General features: G+C 64.1%; 14 protein-coding genes. 8 read left to right on the top strand and 6 right to left on the bottom strand.

Annotation, left to right across the window (positions count from 1 at the left end; all coding sequences use genetic code 11):
- The first annotated feature begins 16 nt into the window (after positions 1 to 16).
- Positions 17 to 1429: an MFS transporter gene (locus SB756_RS16955; RefSeq protein ID WP_341798318.1), complete on the top strand. Its 1413-nt coding sequence runs from the start codon at positions 17 to 19 to the stop codon at positions 1427 to 1429.
- Between the two features lie 56 nt (positions 1430 to 1485).
- Here SB756_RS16955 and SB756_RS16950 read toward each other — a convergent pair whose 3' ends face one another.
- On the bottom strand, positions 1486 to 1668 hold the full coding sequence (locus SB756_RS16950) for a hypothetical protein (protein WP_410911190.1): 183 nt from the start codon (positions 1666 to 1668) through the stop codon (positions 1486 to 1488).
- Positions 1669 to 1788: 120 nt separating this feature from the next.
- Complete coding sequence (locus SB756_RS16945) at positions 1789 to 3162, bottom strand: 8-oxoguanine deaminase (protein ID WP_410911189.1); 1374 nt, start codon at positions 3160 to 3162, stop codon at positions 1789 to 1791.
- Between the two features lie 194 nt (positions 3163 to 3356).
- Between SB756_RS16945 and SB756_RS16940 the strand changes: the two genes are divergently transcribed.
- Positions 3357 to 4568 carry an MFS transporter gene (locus tag SB756_RS16940; RefSeq protein ID WP_410911188.1) on the top strand — a complete coding sequence of 404 codons (1212 nt, stop codon included), beginning with the start codon at positions 3357 to 3359 and terminating at the stop codon, positions 4566 to 4568.
- Here the strand turns inward: SB756_RS16940 and SB756_RS16935 are convergent.
- From SB756_RS16935 to SB756_RS16925, 3 genes are all read right to left on the bottom strand, one after another.
- Positions 4538 to 5473 carry a LysR family transcriptional regulator gene (locus tag SB756_RS16935; RefSeq protein WP_341798321.1) on the bottom strand — a complete coding sequence of 312 codons (936 nt, stop codon included), beginning with the start codon at positions 5471 to 5473 and terminating at the stop codon, positions 4538 to 4540. The genes SB756_RS16940 and SB756_RS16935 overlap by 31 nt on opposite strands.
- A 204-nt stretch (positions 5474 to 5677) precedes the next feature.
- Positions 5678 to 7258, bottom strand: a complete 1581-nt coding sequence (locus SB756_RS16930) for an aldehyde dehydrogenase (NADP(+)) (RefSeq protein ID WP_410911187.1) — start codon at positions 7256 to 7258, stop codon at positions 5678 to 5680.
- Positions 7259 to 7376: 118 nt separating this feature from the next.
- A complete protein-coding gene (locus SB756_RS16925; RefSeq protein ID WP_410911186.1) occupies positions 7377 to 8759 on the bottom strand; it encodes an APC family permease in 1383 nt (460 codons plus the stop codon).
- A 282-nt stretch (positions 8760 to 9041) separates the two neighbouring features.
- Between SB756_RS16925 and SB756_RS16920 the strand changes: the two genes are divergently transcribed.
- The 3 genes from SB756_RS16920 to SB756_RS16910 all read left to right on the top strand — a co-directional run bounded on the left by SB756_RS16920 (position 9042) and on the right by SB756_RS16910 (position 12999).
- Positions 9042 to 9884: a LuxR C-terminal-related transcriptional regulator gene (locus SB756_RS16920; RefSeq protein ID WP_341798324.1), complete on the top strand. Its 843-nt coding sequence runs from the start codon at positions 9042 to 9044 to the stop codon at positions 9882 to 9884.
- Between the two features lie 42 nt (positions 9885 to 9926).
- Positions 9927 to 11309, top strand: coding sequence for an aspartate aminotransferase family protein (locus SB756_RS16915; protein ID WP_410911185.1), 1383 nt, complete (start codon positions 9927 to 9929; stop codon positions 11307 to 11309).
- Between the two features lie 196 nt (positions 11310 to 11505).
- Entirely contained in the window at positions 11506 to 12999 is a 1494-nt protein-coding gene (locus SB756_RS16910; RefSeq protein ID WP_410911184.1) for an aldehyde dehydrogenase, read from the top strand.
- A 435-nt stretch (positions 13000 to 13434) separates the two neighbouring features.
- On the opposite strand, the gene SB756_RS16905 is transcribed toward SB756_RS16910, so the two are convergent.
- Entirely contained in the window at positions 13435 to 15147 is a 1713-nt protein-coding gene (locus SB756_RS16905) for an FAD-dependent oxidoreductase (protein WP_410911183.1), read from the bottom strand.
- Between the two features lie 194 nt (positions 15148 to 15341).
- On the opposite strand from SB756_RS16905, the gene SB756_RS16900 reads away from it, so the two are divergent.
- From SB756_RS16900 to SB756_RS16890, 3 genes are all read left to right on the top strand, one after another.
- Positions 15342 to 16118: an IclR family transcriptional regulator gene (locus tag SB756_RS16900; protein WP_410911182.1), complete on the top strand. Its 777-nt coding sequence runs from the start codon at positions 15342 to 15344 to the stop codon at positions 16116 to 16118.
- A gap of 140 nt (positions 16119 to 16258) precedes the next feature.
- Entirely contained in the window at positions 16259 to 17311 is a 1053-nt protein-coding gene (locus SB756_RS16895; RefSeq protein WP_410911181.1) for a Gfo/Idh/MocA family protein, read from the top strand.
- Between the two features lie 31 nt (positions 17312 to 17342).
- On the top strand, positions 17343 to 18158 hold the full coding sequence (locus tag SB756_RS16890; protein WP_410911180.1) for a sugar phosphate isomerase/epimerase family protein: 816 nt from the start codon (positions 17343 to 17345) through the stop codon (positions 18156 to 18158).
- Positions 18159 to 18266 lie beyond the last annotated feature (108 nt).

Genomic DNA, 18266 nt, shown 5'->3' with positions numbered 1-18266 from the left:
AGAAGGATTTGTAACCTTGGCCAGCCTGGCAACAACCAACACCCCCCGCCAAGCCACGTGCATCGCCTTGCTGGTCGCTATCACCTTCTTCATGGAAAACCTCGACGCCACCGTGATTGCCACGGCCTTGCCGCAAATGGCCAGTGACTTCGGTGAAAGCGCTGTCAGCCTGAACATCGGCATCAGTGCCTACTTGTTGGCAGTTGCGGTGTTCATTCCGCTCAGTGGCTGGGTGGCCGACCGCTTCGGACCGCGACAGGTATTTGCCGGGGCCATCGGCCTGTTCACCGTGGCGTCGTTGCTGTGCGGCATGGCCCCGACCCTGGAAACCTTCGTCGCCGCCCGGGTGCTTCAGGGCATTGGCGGTGCCCTGATGGTACCTGTGGGCCGGCTGGTGGTGCTGCGCACGACCGAGAAGAAGGACCTGGTGAAAATGCTCGCAGTGATCACCTGGCCCGGCCTGGTGGCGCCCGTATTGGGCCCGCCACTCGGCGGCCTTATCGTCACGCATTGGTCGTGGCCCTGGATCTTCTACCTGAACATCCCCCTCGGGTTGCTGGCCATTGCGGCTGCCTGGGTACTGATTCCGAATGCGCGGTCAGATGAAAAACGCCGTTTCGACACGCTGGGGTTCGTTTTCCTGGCATCGTCCTGTGCAGCGTGGCTAGTCGGCCTGGAAATGCTTGGCTCGCTGGCGGGTGGCAGCTTGGGCGCCGGGCTGGGACTGGTGTCGCTGGGCGGCTTGCTGACTTGGTTGGCAATTCGCCATTGCCGGCGTCATGCTTCGCCGCTATTGCCACTGGATACCCTGTCTATTCCCACGTTCAGGGTCAGCATCGTGGGGGGGACCTTGTTCCGCCTGTCGATCAGCGCCTTGCCGTTCCTGATCCCGTTGCTGCTGCAGATTGGTTTCGGCTTGTCGCCAGTGGATGCCGGGCTGCTGGTACTGGCGATCTTCGCCGGCAACCTGGCGATGAAGCCGTTTACCACCGGGTTGCTGCGCCGCTATGGTTTCCGCCGCGTGTTGCTGGTCAACGGGCTGATCGGGGTTGGTTGCATTCTGGCCTGCCTGGGCTTGCAGCAAGGCATGCCGTGGTACTGGATGGCCGTGGTGTTGTTCGTGGGCGGGCTTTCGCGCTCGATGCAGTTCACCACGTACAACGCTGTCGGTTTTGCCGAAGTGCCCAAGCAGCAGATGGGCGAGGCTTCGACGCTGTTCAGCATGTGCTTCCAGCTGGCGATGGCGTTGGGTGTGGCGGTGGTGGCACTGCTGTTGCGCGTGGCGATGATGGTGCGGGGCGGCGAAGGCGAGATGACAGTCAGCGACTTCCACTGGGCGTTGATTGGCGTTGCGTTGATTGCCTGCGTGGCGTTGGCGGATGCCATTCGCTTGCCGAGCAATGCCGGGGAGCAGGTCCTGCGCACCTGAAACCTGGGGCTGCTTCGCACCCCATCGCCGGCAAGCCAGCTCCCACATAGCCCGCGCTAAATCTGGCCGGTGACATGGGCGGTACAGGCAATGCAACTCTGCAAGGTATCGCGTGGCTTGACAACGCCATCAAGCGCCAGCGCCTGCGCCGCAAGCTGTGGCATGGGCTCGATGCGCACGCCGAGGTGCTCGGTGGCCAGCGATTCGTCTTCCGGACGAGGTGAAGCGGGAGAGGTCATGGTGAGTAGCTCGCTTTGTTATTTATGCGTCTAACAGCACGGTCTCAGTCGCATTCGTTGAGTTTTGAATGGGAGGTGTGGGCTACTGCAACCGGCCTTGGCCGCAGCAGCCCGGGTACATCAGTTGCCGCTGACCAGCTGGTGTGCCAACTGGTTGTGGCGCTCCAGCACGCGTGGCAGGTCGACGGTGGCCAACTGGCCGTCCTTCACCACGACGCGGCCGTTGATCACGCTGGTGTGCACCTGGGTCGGGGTGCAGAACACCAGTGCCGCCAGCGGGTCGTGGTGGCCACCGGCATAGGCGACGTGGCCGAGGTCGAAGGCGACGAAGTCGGCGACCATGCCCGGGGCAAGGGCGCCGATGTCATTGCGGTTGAGCACCTTGGCGCCGCCGAGGGTGGCGATTTCCAGTGCTTCGCGGGCGGTCATGGCGTCGGGGCCGAAGCCTACCCGCTGCAGCAGCAGGGCCTGGCGCACTTCACCGATCATGCTGGCGCCGTCGTTTGAGGCAGAGCCGTCGACCCCAAGGCCCACCGGTACGCCGTGGTCGCGCATCTTGCGTATCGGGGCAATGCCCGAGGCCAGGCGCATGTTCGAGCATGGGCAGTGGGCGACGCCGGTGCCGGTGCGGGCGAACAGCTCGATGCCGTGCTGGTCGAGCTGCACGCAGTGGGCATGCCATACGTCGCGGCCGACCCAGCCGAGGTCCTCGGCGTACTCGGCAGGGGTCATGCCAAACTTCTCGCGGCTGTAGGCGATGTCGTTGACGTTCTCGGCCAGGTGGGTGTGCAGCGACACCCCGTACTGGCGAGCCAGCACGGCGGCTTCACGCATCAGGTCGCGGCTGACCGAGAAGGGCGAGCACGGCGCTACCACGATGCGGCGCATCGAGCCGTGGCTGGCATCGTGGTAGTCCTCGATCAGGCGCTGGGACTCCTTGAGGATGTCAGCTTCCTTTTCCACCACTGAATCAGGCGGCAGGCCGCCCTGGCTCTGGCCGACGCTCATGCTGCCGCGCGCGGCGTGGAAGCGCATGCCGATCTCGGCGGCGGCGTGGATGCTGTCGTCGAGCTTGCAGCCGTTGGGGTAGATGTACAGGTGGTCGCTGGAGGTGGTGCAGCCCGACAGGATCAGTTCGGCCATGGCGGTCTGGGTCGACACCGCGATCATTTCGGGGGTGAGGCGTGCCCAGATCGGGTACAGGTTGGTCAGCCAGTTGAACAGCTCGCCGTCCTGGGCTGCCGGCACCACGCGGGTGAGGCTCTGGTACATGTGGTGGTGGGTGTTGACCAGGCCTGGGATGACCACTTTGCCGGCCATGTCGAGGATGACGTCGGCCTGTTGTGGCAGGGTATCGGTGGGGCCGACTTGTTTGATCAGGTTGTCTTCGATGTACAAGCCGCCGTTCTTGATCTCGCGGCGTTCGCCGTCCATGGTGACCAGAAGTGCAGCGTTTTTGACGAGGAGGGTTTTCTTACCGGTTGCAGATAACATGGCTTAAGCCCGTTGCAATACGCCTTGGCGATTACCGAGGTCGTAGGCGAGGGATAATGTAATCAGGAACCCAGTAAGTTGTATACACTCAAGTGATATTGATGATTTTGATTCATTCAATTCGTGAAAAATAACCAAAAATAGGAATTTAATTTATCAATAGACTAGCAGGATCTTTTCTGGAGCCTGTTTCGATGTCTGCTTTTGAACCCCGCCTTGGGGCTACTCCCACTGGCCGTATTGCTGCAATCAGCGTCGCGGTCCTTGCCTTTTCGGCCTTCTTGATCGTGACCACCGAGTTCCTGATTGTCGGCTTGTTGCCCGCGCTCAGCCAGGACCTTGGGGTTTCCATCTCGATGGCGGGGCAGTTGGTCACGCTGTTTGCCTTTACTGTGATGCTTGCCGGCCCGTTCTTGACAGCGGCATTGGCGCACCTGGACCGCAAGCGTTTATTCATCACCATTCTGCTGGTATTTGCCGCAGCCAATGCATTGGCTGCGGCCTCGACCAGTTTCTGGGTGCTGGCCATTGCCCGGGTCGTCCCGGCACTGGCGTTGCCGGTGTTCTGGGGCACGGCCAGTGAAACGGCCGGCCAGTTGGCCGGGCCTGATAAAGCAGGGCAAGCCATTTCCAAGGTGTACCTGGGCATCTCGGCGGCGATGTTGCTGGGTATTCCGCTGGGCACCGTGGCGTCCAATGCCGTGGGTTGGCGTGGCGCATTCTGGATGCTGGCCGCGCTGTCATTGCTGATGGCGCTGGCCATGTGGGTGTGGATGCCGCACGTTGCCCGCGCGGCAAAAGTCGACTTCATGCAGCAGGCACGCATTTTCAAGGAGCGCTATTTCCTTGCCAATGTCCTGCTGTCGGTGGTGGTGTTCACCGCGATGTTCACAGGCTACAGCTACCTGGCCGAGCTGCTGCAGCGGGTCGCGGGTGTACCACCCGCGCATACCGGTTGGTGGCTGATGGGCTTTGGCGCAGTGGGCCTGCTCGGCAACTGGATCGGTGGACGGGTCGTGGACCGTTCACCGCTCAGGGCGACGGCGCTGTTTCTGCTGTTGCTGGCCATCGGCATGGCGGCGATCGTGCCGCTGGCCCATGCAGGCCTGGTGTTCTGCCTGGCACTGGGGGTGTGGGGTGTGGCCAACACCGCGCTATACCCCATCAGCCAGGTACGGGTGATGGGGTCTGTGACGCATGCCCAGGCTTTGGCCGGTAGCACCAATGTGTCGGCGGCCAATGCGGGCATTGGCCTGGGCGCCGTCCTCGGTGGCTTGACCATCCCTGGCCTGGGTATCGAATACCTGGGCTACGTAGCCGCAGGCGTGGCCGTGGTGGCGCTGGGGCTTGTGCCGCTGGTCGGCGGCCTTGCGCGTCAGCGCGCGTCGCTGGCCCGGGTACCATGAGGCGCCAGCCGAGGCAGCAGGTAGTCGAGCAGGGCGCGGACCTTGGGTAGCCCCTCGCGGCTTTTGAGCCACACCAGATTCATTGGCAGGCCGTCGGTGGCCAGCGCGGGCAACACTTCGACCAGCCGCCCTTGATCGAGGTGTTGCTGGGTCAGCCAGGTTGGTAGCTGGCCGATACCATGACCGGCCAGCACTGCTGCAACTTCCCCTTCACCGTCCCCCACCGCGATGCGGGGTTGTACGCTGCGTCGTTCCATTTCGCCAGGTTGGCGGCCCTTGAACAGCCAGGGGCTGACCATGCCATCGGTATGGCCATAGCCGACGCAGTGGTGGTATTCCAGGTCGCGTTCGTCTTGTGGCACGCCGTGCTTTTCCAAGTAGGCGGGTGCGGCACAGAACATCAGGCGCTGGGCACCGAAGTACTGGTGGCCAAGTGCGGCCGGCCAAGCATCCGGGCCACCGATTCGCACCACGATGTCGATACCTTCGTGCACCGGGTCGACAAAACGGTCGGAGAAAGACACGTGCGGTTGCAGCAATGGGTGCAGGCGGATGAAGTCCAGAATCAAGGGCAGCACATGCAGGCGGCCGTAGGAGGCTGGCAGTTCTATCCGGATTTTGCCATGGGGTTCGTTGTCGCTGGCGACCAGTGCGTGCTCGACCTCTTCCAGGTCGGCCAGGACCGAGGTGCAGGTACGGTAGAAGATGACGCCAGCCTCGCTGAGCGACAAGGTGCGTGTGGTGCGGTTGAACAGCCGTGTGCCCAGGCGGGCCTCCAGCCGGGCCACGCTCTTGCTGATGGCCGAGCTGGTGAGGTTGAGCCGCTCTGCGGCTGCCGTGAAGCTGCCCAGATCAGCGACGGCAACGAATACGTCGATGCCTTTAAGGCGTTCGGAGGAGTACATGGCTGGCCTTGTTGATGAATTGAGTTCCATTGTCAGTGGAGCATAGTGAATTCTGACAATGAAATTTCATCAATGGCCTGCGCCTGTAACGGCCTCTTCGCGCAGGCCGGCTCCCCCATTGGCCGTGTGAGCTTTCGAGGGTATGCGGCAGCCTGCACGCCTGGCACGGCTAAGTTGCACCGTGCCTGCTCAGCAGGCTCCCTATCACACCGCGTCGCGGCTGCTTACGCCATCGAGCAACCGCGCAATCCTCAGCGGGTTACCGTTTTTCAACGCATCCGGCAGCAGTGCATCGGGGTAGTTCTGGAAGCAAACCGGGCGCAGGAAGCGGTCGATGGCCAAGGTACCGACCGAGGTGCCGCGTGCGTCGGAGGTGGCCGGGTAAGGTCCGCCATGCACCATTGCATCGGAAACCTCTACACCGGTCGGGTAGCCGTTGAGCAGCAGGCGCCCGGCCTTGCGCTCCAGCAACGGCACCAGCGAGGCAAAGGCCTCCAGGTCATCAGGCTCGGCAATCAGGGTGGCGGTCAGCTGGCCCTGCAGGTGGCGCAGCGCTTCGGCCAGTTGCTCGGCATCGGCCACCTCCACCACTACGGTGGTCGGGCCGAACACTTCCTCCTGCAACAGCGGGTCGCCGTTCAGTAACAGGCTTACGTCTGCCTTGAACAGCTGCGGCTGGGCCTGGTTGCCGGTTTGTGGCTGCCCGGCCAGGTGCTGGATACCCGGGTGTGCCAGCAGGTGCTGGACACCGTTCTGGTAGCTGCGCAGGGTGCCGGCGTTGAGCATGGTCTGGGGGCCCTGGTCGGCCATGCGGGCTACCAACGTTTGCAGGAAAAGCGCGAATTGCGGCGACTGGATGCCTACCACCAGGCCCGGATTGGTGCAGAACTGCCCGCAACCCATCACCACCGAGGCGGCCAGTTCGCTGGCTACCTGCTCGCCACGGGCTTGCAGCGCCTGAGGCAGGACGATCACCGGGTTGATGCTGCTCATTTCGGCAAACACCGGGATCGGCTGCGGGCGTGCCGCCGCCATGTCGCACAGGGCGCGGCCACCGCGCAGCGAGCCGGTGAAACCGACCGCCTGGATGGCCGGGTGCTTGACCAGCGCTTCGCCCACGCCGGCACCGTAGATCAGGTTGAAAACACCTGCCGGCATACCGCTGCTGGCCACCGCGCGGTCAATGGCACCAGCCACATGGGCGGCAGTAAGCATGTGCCCGCTGTGGGCCTTGAACACCACCGGGCAGCCAGCGGCCAGCGCCGAGGCGGTGTCACCGCCAGCGGTGGAGAAGGCCAGCGGGAAGTTACTGGCACCGAACACGGCCACCGGGCCCACGCCGATGCGGTACTGGCGCAGGTCCGGGCGCGGCAGCGGGGTACGCTGGGGCTGGGCACGGTCGATGCGTGCGGCGTAGAAATCGCCTCGGCGTACCACCTCGGCAAACAGGCGCAGCTGGTTGCTGGTACGGCTGCGTTCGCCACGGATGCGGGCTTCGGGCAGCGCGGTTTCGCGCATCACATGCTGGATGAAGTCGTCACCCAGTGCGTCCAGCTCGTTGGCAATGGCGTCGAGGAAAGCGGCACGCTGGGCCGGGCTGGTGGTGCGGTAGGCGGGGTAGGCGGCGTCGGCGGCCTGCACGGCAGCCTCTACTTCGTCGCCGGTCGCCTGGTGGAAGGCGTAAGGCAGCGGCTCGCCGGTGTGGGCGTCGACGCTGTTCAGCAGCACGTCACCGTTGCCGCTGAGTTGGCCGGCGATATGGTTCAGGCGATGTTCGATGGACATTTCGTTTCCCGTTGGCAATGACAGTCGTTGCACCGGGACTGTAGGTGGCGAACGGGGGGCTGAATAATGATTAATGCGGATCGGGTGATAACGACCAGTTATCACCCAGCGTGTAGCGTCACTCCGCCATCTGCAATTCCGGCAGCTTCACCCGGAACGCTCGGGTCAGCCCCATCAGCACCACCAGGCCCATGCCCATCCAGCACAGGCCGATGGTGAACGACAGGCTGGTCAGGCTGCTCCACAGCCACAGCGTGCTGAGAAAGCCCAGGCCGGGGATGGCGCCGTACAGCAGGTAGTTGCGGCCACCGCGCAGTTTCTGGTCGACAAGGTAGTGCTTGACCACCGCCAGGTTCACCGCCGAAAAGGCGAACAGCGCGCCGAAGCTGATCATGTTGGCCACGGTGTCGAGGGTGATCACCAGGGCGATCAGCGACAGCAGGCTGACCACCAGGATGGCAGTGGCTGGCACGCGTTTTTTCGTCACCAGTTGGCCGAACGCCCGCGGCAACGCGCCGTCGCGGCCCATGGCGAACAGCACGCGCGACACGCTGGCCTGGGACACCATGGCCGAGGCGAAGCAGCCGGCCACATAGGTGGCAGTGAAGGCTGCTACCAGCAGTTCGCCGCCGACACGGCGCATCACATCCACCGAGGCCGAATCCGGGTCGGCGAAGCTGCCCCAGTCGGGGAACACCATTTGCGCGCAGTACGACACCACCAAGAACAGCAAGCCGCCGATCAGTGAAACCGCCAGGATCGCCACCGGAATGCGGTAGGTCGGGTTGGTCGTTTCTTCGGCCATGGTCGAGACGGCATCAAACCCCAGGAAGGACAGGCACAGCATGGCAGCGCCGGTCATGATCAGCGGCACGCTGAAACCTTCGTGGTGGAAGGGGGCCAGCAGCGACACTGGCTCCGCCTGCCCGCTGAGCTTGAGCACGGACAGGGCGACGAAGACGACGATGAACACCAGCTGCACCACCACCAGGATCCAGTTGACCCGGGTGATGGACTCGATGCCGATCAGGTTGAGGAAGGTGACCAGGGCAATGGAGCCTGCCACCCACACCCAGGCGTGGATGGCCGGGAAGTATTCCGACATGTAGATGCCGATCAGCAGGTAGCTGAGCAGCGGCAGGAAGATGTAGTCGAGCAGCAGTGTCCAGCCGGTAATAAAGCCGATGTGGCTGCCGAAGGCCTTGCGCGTATAGGTGTAGACCGAGCCGGAGTAGGGGTGGGCCTGGACCATGCGGCCGTAGCTGTAGGCAGTCAGCAGCATGGCGGCGAGGGTGAGCAGGTAGGCGGTGGGCAGGTGCCCTTTGGTCATCTGGGTGACCAGCCCGTAGGTGGTGAATACGGCCAGGGGCACCATGTAGGCCAGGCCGAACAGGACCAGGGCAGTCAGCCCCATGGACTTGCGGAAGCGGCCGGTGTTGGCGCAGGGATGCGCGGCGGTGTCATGTGAGGGGCTATGGGCTGTACTTGTTGTTGTATGCATTGCTAACTCCTGGAAGGGGATGCAAGACACCGCAGTACGCGAGCAGGCTCGTTACCGGTGGGTGAAGTGCAAGGAGGTCGAGCGGAAGGCTCGCAGCGCTGGGGCGGGTTGATGCTCCCACACCCTGCAGGTACCCGGAATCACCCTTTGGGGTGAGCGGGTACAGCCTCGCCCGGCTCACCCCAAAGGGTGATTTCGGCGCCTGCAGTGGCGTGGGAGTATCTTGGTCAACAACGCACCGCACTGGCGGCGGTGCCACTGAATAGAAACGGCAGGCCCACAGTGACTAATCAATTGCTTTCAGAACAGTGGTTCGAGCACCTGGCCAAGGTCACCGAGGCAATCGGCCGACCGGGCTTTGCCGCCAACCTGTTTGCCGCACTTGGCGTTATCCGGCCGATCCAGGCGACCACGGTGTACCTGTACCCGCACGACGGCATGCCTTGTGCGCTGTTCGAGCAGGACGACAAGGCGCCCTGGCAGCCTGAGGGCAATGTCAGCCGCTACTTGTCCGGCTTCTACCTGCTCGACCCGTTCTACGGTGCCTGTGTGGAGCAGGTAGCGTCGGGGTGCTATGGGTTGTTCGAAGTGGCACCCGACCATTTCGAGGTCAGCGAGTACTACCAGTCGTTCTACCGGCACTCGCACCTGGAGGATGAGCTCAACTACATCCTGCAGGTTGCGCCTGGGCAGAGCCTGGCGGTGTCGCTGGCGTTCACCGAGAAGCTGGATGCACACAGCCGCGAGCTGTACGGGCGCATCACGCCCTGGGTGCTGGCGGTGCTGAGCAAGCACTTCGCCGGGCTGGACAGCCGCGCCGGGCGCTTCGAGAACATCCTCGAACAACGCATCCACGCGGCGCTGAACAACTTTGGCAGCTCGCTGCTGACCGAGCGTGAGTGCCGTATCGCCCAGTTGATCCTGCGTGGCCACTCGACCAAGTCGCTGGCCGAGCGCCTGGGCGTGTCGGAAGACACCATCAAGTCGCACCGCAAGAACGTCTACGCCAAGCTCGACATCGGCACCCAGTCCGAGCTGTTTTCCCTGTTCATCGACGCGCTGGCCAATGCCCAGGGCGTGCTGGGCAAGGACCCGCTGGAAAGCTACATGGGCAAGCTGCGCTGAGCGACAGCCACCCTGCAACCCCACCGCAAAGGAAAACCAACAATGAATGCGCCTTTCGCCCCGCAACGCCAGACCCGCGACTACCAGGCAGCCGATGCCGCGCACCATATCCATGCCTTCCTCGACCAGAAGGCGCTGAATGCCGAAGGCCCGCGGGTGATCGTCGGTGGCGAACGCCTGCACCTGTGGGACAGCGAGGGCAAGCGCTACCTGGATGGCATGTCTGGCCTGTGGTGCACCCAGCTCGGCTACGGGCGCCGCGACCTGACTGTCGCTGCCGCCACGCAGATGGACCAGCTGGCCTACTACAACATGTTTTTCCACACCACCCACCCGGCGGTGATCGAACTGTCCGAGCTGCTGTTCAGCCTGCTGCCCGGCCACTACAGCCATGCGATCTACACCAACTCCGGCTCTGAAGCCAACGAAGTGTTGATCCGTACCGTACGCCGCTACTGGCAAGTGGTCGGCCAGCCGAACAAGAAGGTCATGATTGGCCGCTGGAACGGTTACCACGGCTCGACTCTGGCGGCCACGGCGCTGGGCGGCATGAAGTTCATGCACGAAATGGGCGGGCTGATCCCGGATGTTGCGCACATCGATGAGCCGTACTGGTACGCCGAGGGGGGCGAGCTGACCCCGGCCGAGTTCGGCCGCCGCTGCGCCTTGCAGCTGGAGGAAAAGATCCTGGAACTGGGCGCCGAGAATGTTGCCGGCTTTATCGCCGAGCCGTTCCAGGGCGCAGGCGGCATGATTTTCCCGCCGGAAAGCTACTGGCCGGAAATCCAGCGCATCTGCCGCCAGCATGACGTGCTGTTGTGCGCCGATGAGGTGATTGGTGGCTTTGGCCGCACCGGCGAGTGGTTTGCCCATGAATACTTCGGTTTCGAGCCCGACACCCTGTCGATCGCCAAGGGCCTGACCAGCGGCTATGTGCCCATGGGTGGCTTGGTGCTGAGCAAGCGTATTGCCGAGGCGCTGGTGGAACGTGGCGGGGTGTTTGCCCACGGCCTGACCTATTCCGGCCACCCGGTGGCGGCGGCGGTGGCGATTGCCAACCTGAAGGCGCTGCGCGACGAAGGCATCGTCACCCAGGTGAAGGATGACACCGGGCCGTACCTGCAGCGCATCCTGCGCGAGGTGTTCGCCGACCACCCGTTGATCGGCCAGGTGCAGGGGGCCGGCTTGGTGGCAGCGTTGCAGTTCGCCGAGCACAAGCCGACGCGCAAACGCTTCGCCAACGAGAACGACCTGGCCTGGCAATGCCGCACCTTTGGTTTCGAGGAAGGGGTGATCATTCGCTCGACCCTGGGCCGGATGATCATGGCACCGGCCTTGATCGCCAACCACAGCGAGCTGGATGAGCTGGTGGAGAAAACCCGCATTGCCGTGGACCGCACCGCTCGGTTGGTTGGCAAGCTCTAAGCCGTTGCCAAGGGCAACCGGTTTCCCCTGTGGGAGCGGGCATGCCCGCGAACACCGGCGAAGCCGGTGCCATCCTCCGTGTCGCCTGATTCGCGGGCACGCCCGCTCCCACAGAGGAGGCGAGGCGCGCTTGCGGACTGTGTGGTACCTGTTACTTCCGCAAAAATGATCGCCACCGCGGTCGCCTGGAGTACAAATGTACACCCTCGAATTCTGGCAACAACGCGCCTGGGACCTGTACCTGCCATCCCAGGCGCTGATCAACGGCAAACCCGTCAACGCACAGGATGGCGCCACGTTCGCCGCCATCAACCCCGCAACCAACACCGTACTGGCCCAGGTCGCCGCCTGCGGCCAGGCCGAGGTCGACCTTGCCGTGGCCAGCGCACGTCGGGCCTTCGAACAAGGCCCCTGGCCGCGCATGGCCCCAGGCGAGCGCAAGAAGGTGCTGCTGCGCCTGGCCGAGCTGATCATGGCCCATCGCGAAGAACTGGCGTTGCTTGACTCGCTGAACATGGGCAAGCCGGTGATGGACGCCTACAACATCGACGTGCCGGGCTCGGCCCATGTGTTCGCCTGGTACGGCGAGGCGCTGGACAAGCTGTATGACCAGGTGGCGCCCACTGCTGCCAATGCGCTGGCCACCATCACCCGCGAAGCCCTCGGCGTGGTCGCTGCCGTGGTGCCATGGAACTTCCCGCTCGACATGGCCGCCTGGAAGCTCGCCCCGGCGCTGGCTGCCGGTAACAGCGTGGTGCTCAAACCTGCCGAACAATCACCGTTCTCGGCCCTGCGCCTGGCCCAGCTGGCGCTGGAAGCCGGTGTGCCGGAAGGCGTGCTGAACGTGGTGCCTGGCTTGGGCGAGCAGGCTGGGCAGGCGCTGGGCCTGCACCCGGATGTGGACTGCCTGGTGTTCACCGGCTCCACCCAGGTGGGCAAGTACTTCATGCAGTACTCGGCGCAGTCCAACCTCAAGCAGGTGTGGCTGGAGTGCGGCGGCAAGAGCCCCAACCTGGTGTTCGAAAACTGCCAGGACCTGGACCTGGCGGCGGAAAAGGCCGCATTCGGTATTTTCTTCAACCAGGGCGAAGTGTGTTCGGCCAACTCGCGGCTGTACGTGCAGCGCTCCATCCATGACGAATTTGTCGAGCGCCTGCAAGCCAAAGCCCGCCAGTGGTTGCCGGGCAACCCGCTGGACCCGGCGAGCCGTGCTGGTGCCATTGTCGATGCCGAACAAACCGGCCGCATCGAAGCCGCCATTGTGCGCGCCGGGCAAGAGGGCGCACGGTTGGTGTGTGGCGGTCGGCGCCTGACCATCGAAGGGTCGGACAACTACATCGAGCCGACCATTTTTGCCGGTGTCCATGGCCGCATGAGCCTGGCGCGGGAGGAAGTGTTCGGGCCGGTGCTGGCAGTCAGCGCCTTCGACACGGAAGAAGAAGCGGTGCGCCTGGCCAACGACAGTATCTATGGCCTGGCGGCTTCGATGTGGAGCGATGACTTCAACCAGGTGCACCGGGTAGCGCGGGCGTTGAAAGCCGGTACCGTGTCGGTGAACACGGTCGACGCGCTGGATGTGACGGTGCCCTTCGGCGGTGGCAAGCAGTCGGGGTTCGGGCGCGACCTGTCGTTGCATTCGTTCGACAAGTATTCGCAGCTCAAGACCACTTGGTACCAGCTGCGCGGCTGAGGTTCGCAGAGCACCTGGCCTTGCCGAACGGGTGATGGCGATTGCCGACAACTTCGAGCGCAGAAATGCCTGCCACCTGATGCAAGCATCGGGCGACAAAAAATCAGATCAGGCTGACAGTTATGTCCGCCGCAGCAGTTTCAGCGCCTGTGAGATCGAGCGCCGCCCGCGCGGCGCTTCGCGACGCAAGGCCGCTCCCACATTTGTTGCAACGTGCCAAACCTGTCAGGTCATGGTTGCCCGCCTTGCTGGTGTGACAATACCTCCAGGCTGGCGCGGCTGCCGCACCACCTGTCTTAAGTCGTGCGCCAAGGGTGATAGCCATGGCCTCACAGGCATGGCCACGTTGCAACAAATGTGGGAGCGGCCTTGCGTCGCGAAGCGCCGCGCGGGCGGCGATCGATCTCATAAACGCTGCAAACCTTTCGGCGTACCTCACTCGTACCCTTGCACCCCGGCAATGTGCCGCCCGGCCACATAACCAAAGGTCAGCGCCGGACCCAGGTTGATGCCACCCGACGGGTACCAGCCACCAAACACGCTGGCCATGTCGGTACCTGCAGCATACAGCCCCGGGATCGGCTGCCCGGCCTCATCCAGCACGCGGGCACTGCCATCGGTGCGCAGCCCGGCAAAGGTGCCAAAGCAGCCAGGCTTCACCTTCACCGCATAGAACGGCCCATGCTCGATGGGCGCTACACAAGGGTTGGGCCCTTTGTGCTGCGGGTCCCCCTGTTTGCGGTTGAACGGTGTGGAACCACGGCCGAATGCCGGGTCCTGGCCGTTGCGGGCGTGGCTGTTAAAGTCATCGACCGTGGCGCGTAACCCGGACGGGTCGATGCCACACGCCTGGGCGAGTTGTTCGAGCGTGGCGCCGCGCTTGAGGTAGCCGCTGCGCACATGCGGCCCTACCGGCAGCGGTGCCGGGCGGGCGTAACCCAGGCCATAGCGGCGCAAGAAGCGATGGTCGCAAACCAGCCACGAGCACACCTCCACGTCCGACGGCACCGCCGCGACCATGGCTGACACATAGTCGTAATAGCCATGCGCTTCGTTGACAAAGCGCTTGCCGTTGGCCAGCACGCCAATGATGCCGGGCTTGCCGCGCTCGATGATGTGCGGGAAGTGGCCGACGCTGCCGTCGCGGTGCGGCACCTGCGAAACCGGTGCCCACGCCACTGGCGATTTGAGGTCGGTGGCAACCACGCCACCGGCCGACTCGCCCAGGCGCAGCCCGTCACCGGAACAACCCTGCGGCGGCAGGGCCAGGTTGTCGTGGCCGCTGGCATCACGCGGGAAAAGCTGCCGGCGCCGGGCGCTGTCGTTGGGGAAACCACCTGCCGCGAGTACCACGGCCTTGGCCCGGATCTGCCGGTCGCCCTGCGGTGTGCCCACCAGCACCCCGCGTACCTGGCCCTCTTCGACCAGCAGGCGTTTGGCCGGCGCCGACTCCTGCAGGTGCACGCCCAGGTCTTGTGCCGACTTGGCCAGGCGCGCCACCAATGCCACGCCGTTGACCAGGTGCATCGCCCGGCCATACCGGGCCAGGTGATACAGGTGGCGGCCAAAGCGCTTGCACACGTGCAGCAAGGCCTTGGGCGAGCGGGTCATGTTGAGGAAGGCGGCCAGGTCTGCGCCGGCCATGATCGGCATGCCCATGAATGAGGTTTCGCGCAGGGTCTTGCGCAGGCGCGGCAGCAAGGCGCCCACCTGGCGGGCGTCGTACGGCGCGGCAATTACCTGGTGCCCGCCCTGGGCCGCACCGGGTGTGTCGCCATGCATGTCCGGGATGCCGTTGCCGTCGGCAAACTGCAGCGCTGTGTGTTTTTCGAAGAACGCCACCATATGCGGGCAGGCTTCGAGGAACGCATCCACACGCTCGGCGTTGTAATTCGCCCCCAGTTCATTTCGCAGGTAGGTGCGTGGCTGCTCGATGTCTTCCACAATGCCAGCCCGCTGGGCCAGCGGGTTGCGTGGCACCCATGCCCAGCCGCCCGACCACGCGGTGGCGCCGCCAAACACGGGTTCCTTCTCAAGCACGATCACCTTCTGCCCGTGCCAGGCAGCTGTCACGGCCGCAGCCAGCCCGGCGGCGCCGGAGCCTATGACCAGTACATCGTATTCGGTATCGAGAGCAGCAGAAGGCATTGCGGCGTTCCTGTTTTGTTATTAGAACAAGGTTCCATATTTTTATCCGCAGCTGCTCGGCCCGCAATGGCCTGGCAGCCTGGAAGGGCAACTAATGGGCGATAACCGGACATTTCACGGGAGGCTGGCTGCGCGCTCTACCGCTCATATGGAATCATCTTCTAGAATCCGCAAAAAAATCAGGGAACTGTGTCATGGCTGGTAGTCAGATCGAACGCGCCTTCAGTCTTGTAGAGAGCCTTACCGGCGAACCTCAGGGGCTGCCCTTGCAAACCCTGGCCGAGCGCCTGGACATCCCCAAAAGCGCGGCCCACCGCATGCTCACCGAGCTGGTGCGGCTAGGCTACGTGCGGCAGAACCGCGATAACAGCCGCTACCAGCTATCGGCCAAGCTGGTGGCGCTGGGCTTTCGTTACCTGTCCAGCAACGGTGCCGACATCATCCAGCCGATTCTCGACCGCCTGGCCCAGGACAGCGGCGAACTGGTGCGCCTTGGCGTGATCGACGGTACCCGCCAGACCTGGATCGCCAAGTCCCAAGGCGCCCGCTCCGGGCTGCGCTACGACCCGGACATGGGCCGCGATGCGCCACTGTTCTACACCGCCTCTGGGCATGCCTGGCTGGCCAGCCTGGACGATGAACAGGCGCTGCAGATGGTGTTGCGCCAAGGCATTGCCGACCCTGCGCAGTTCGGCCCGAACGCGCCACGTTCCACCGAGGAGCTGCTTGCCTACCTGCACCGTGCCCGCGAACAGGGTTATGCCTGGGTCCAGGAAACCTCGGCCATCGGTACCTCGGCCCTGGCGGCGGTGGTGCGTCGCCCGCAAACGGACGAGGTGATTGGCGTATTGAGCATCGCCGGGCCTAGCGCACGGATGGCGCAAAGCCGCCTGGCAGAGCTGGCGCCGCTGTTGATGGCGGCGGCGCAAGAGCTGTCTGCAGCCAGCCGGGCAAGCGAATTGTTTGCCTGAAGGCACATTACTGGTCGATTACCGCACAGTCTGTTCTACCGGTTCTTCTGAAAAGCTGAACTTGGTTCTAAATTGTCGAGTGTTGATTCTGGAATTCGGTTTCAGAATCTGCCCAACAACAACGACAAGAGGACAGGCTGTTGAATGCACCCCTTCGTATTGCCTTGATTGGCGCCGGCATCATGGGCCGCCAGCACTATCAGCACCTGCGTATCGTGCCGCAAGCCCAATTGTGCGCGGTGGCCGACCCGGGCCCGCAGGCCGAGGCCTTTGCCGCCGAGTGCGGCGTGCCCTGTTTTGCCGACCACCGGCAGATGCTGGAGCGTGTGCGTCCCGAGGCGGTGATCGTTGCCAACCCGAACAACCTGCATGTGGCTACCGCGCTGGATTGCATTGAGTCCGGCGTGCCAGTGCTGGTCGAGAAGCCGGTGGGCGTGCACCTGGATGAAGTCCGTGCATTGGTAGAAGCCTCGCGCAGCCGGGGTGTGCCAGTGCTGGTCGGCCATCACCGTCGGCACAATCCACTGATCGCCAAGGCGCACCAGGTGATTGCCGACGGCAAGCTCGGCCGGCTGATCAATGTCACCGCATTGTGGCAACTGCAAAAGCCAGACAGCTACTTCGACACCCCATGGCGTCGCGAGCCGGGGGCCGGCTTCTTGCTGACCAACCTGATCCACGACCTCGACCTGCTGCGCCATCTGTGCGGCGAGGTGGTGCAGGTGCAGGCGTTCACCCGTAACGATGTACGCGGTTTTGCCAACGAAGACAGCGCGGCGGTGCTGCTGCAGTTTGCCAACGGCGCATTGGGCAGCCTGACCGGCTCGGACGCGGTGGCTGCGCCGTGGAGCTGGGAGCTGGACTCCGGCGAAAGCCCTATCTACCCGCGCCAGGATGGCCAGCCTTGCTACCTGCTGGCTGGCACCCAAGGGGCGCTGAGTATTCCCCAGCTCAAGCGCTGGCACTACGCCGAGGCGGGGTCTGGCTGGCACACGCCGCTGCTGCAGAGCGAAGAAACCATTCCTGACGGCGAGGCGTTGACCCTGCAGTTGCAGCATTTCGTACGGGTTGCCCGCGGTGAGCAGGCGCCGCTGATCGACGCTGCCGACGGTGGCCGCACGCTGGCGCTGATCGAAGCCATCCGCCAGGCGGCGCAAAGCGGCCGGGCCTGTGCCCCCGAGCAGATTGCCTAAGCAGACCCTGACTTGATTTTGGTGACGAACAATGACTGATCGAATTTTCTCCCTCGCCGCCCTGACGGTGCTCGAACTGTCCCCGCCGGACATGGTTGAGGCAGCTGCCCGCGCCGGTTACAGCCACGTTGGCCTGCGCCTGGTGCCGGCCACCGAGCAGGAGCAGCACTTCCCGCTTGTGGCCGACGCCGACCTGCGCCGGCAAACCCAGGCGCGCCTGCGCGACACCGGTATCAAGGTGCTCGACCTGGAAATACTGCGCCTGAAGCCCGAAACCTGCGTGGCCGATTTCGAACCGATTCTGGCGGTAGGCGCTGAGCTGGGTGGCACAGAGCTGCTGGTAGCCGGCAACGACCCGGATGAAGCCCGTCTCACCGAGCGCTTTGCCGCGTTGTGTGACCTGGCAGCGAGGTATGGCATTTACCCGCAACTGGAGTTCATGCCCTGGACCGATGTGCGTGACCTGAGCCAGGCCATGCGGGTGGTGGCCAACGCCGACCGCAGCAATGGCTGCGTGCTGGTGGATGCCTTCCACTTCAATCGCTCCCGGTCTTCGCTGGGCGACCTGGCACAACTGGCGCCGCAGCGCATGCGCTACGCCCAGCTGTGCGACGTCGCCGGCCCGGTACCCGCCGACATGGACGAGATTCTGCGCCAGGCGCGAAACGAGCGGCGCTTCCCTGGTGACGGCGATGCCGACCTGGTCAGCCTGCTGCGCGGCCTGCCGCCCACGGTGCCGCTGAGCCTGGAAATCCCCACACGGCAGCTGCTGGAGCAAGGAATCAGCGGCGAACAGCGCGCGCGCATGGCGCTGGAGAAGGCCATGGCGGTGCTGGCCACCGTCTGATTTCGGAACCATCACACAGTCTCCCGCTTAACCCCTGTAGGAGCAGCCTTGTGCTGCGAAGAGGCCGGTAAGGCTAAAGATTATCTTCGGCTGCAATGGCCTCTTCGC

The organism is Pseudomonas sp. SIMBA_068 (assembly GCF_046534705.1).
GTDB lineage: Bacteria > Pseudomonadota > Gammaproteobacteria > Pseudomonadales > Pseudomonadaceae > Aquipseudomonas > Aquipseudomonas putida.
The sequence above is the reverse complement of the archived record's forward strand: the minus strand, read 5'-3'. Positions and strand labels throughout refer to the sequence as shown.

Bases quoted from the DNA above. Each gene is read 5' to 3' on its own strand.
- SB756_RS16950 (WP_410911190.1), bottom strand. From the start codon at position 1,668: ATGACCTCTCCCGCTTCACCTCGTCCGGAAGACGAATCGCTGGCCACC.
- SB756_RS16945 (WP_410911189.1), bottom strand. From the start codon at position 3,162: ATGTTATCTGCAACCGGTAAGAAAACCCTCCTCGTCAAAAACGCTGCA.
- SB756_RS16940 (WP_410911188.1), top strand. From the start codon at position 3,357: ATGTCTGCTTTTGAACCCCGCCTTGGGGCTACTCCCACTGGCCGTATT.
- SB756_RS16935 (WP_341798321.1), bottom strand. From the start codon at position 5,473: ATGTACTCCTCCGAACGCCTTAAAGGCATCGACGTATTCGTTGCCGTC.
- SB756_RS16930 (WP_410911187.1), bottom strand. From the start codon at position 7,258: ATGTCCATCGAACATCGCCTGAACCATATCGCCGGCCAACTCAGCGGC.
- SB756_RS16925 (WP_410911186.1), bottom strand. From the start codon at position 8,759: ATGCATACAACAACAAGTACAGCCCATAGCCCCTCACATGACACCGCC.
- SB756_RS16915 (WP_410911185.1), top strand. From the start codon at position 9,927: ATGAATGCGCCTTTCGCCCCGCAACGCCAGACCCGCGACTACCAGGCA.
- SB756_RS16910 (WP_410911184.1), top strand. From the start codon at position 11,506: ATGTACACCCTCGAATTCTGGCAACAACGCGCCTGGGACCTGTACCTG.
- SB756_RS16905 (WP_410911183.1), bottom strand. From the start codon at position 15,147: ATGCCTTCTGCTGCTCTCGATACCGAATACGATGTACTGGTCATAGGC.
- SB756_RS16900 (WP_410911182.1), top strand. From the start codon at position 15,342: ATGGCTGGTAGTCAGATCGAACGCGCCTTCAGTCTTGTAGAGAGCCTT.
- SB756_RS16890 (WP_410911180.1), top strand. From the start codon at position 17,343: ATGACTGATCGAATTTTCTCCCTCGCCGCCCTGACGGTGCTCGAACTG.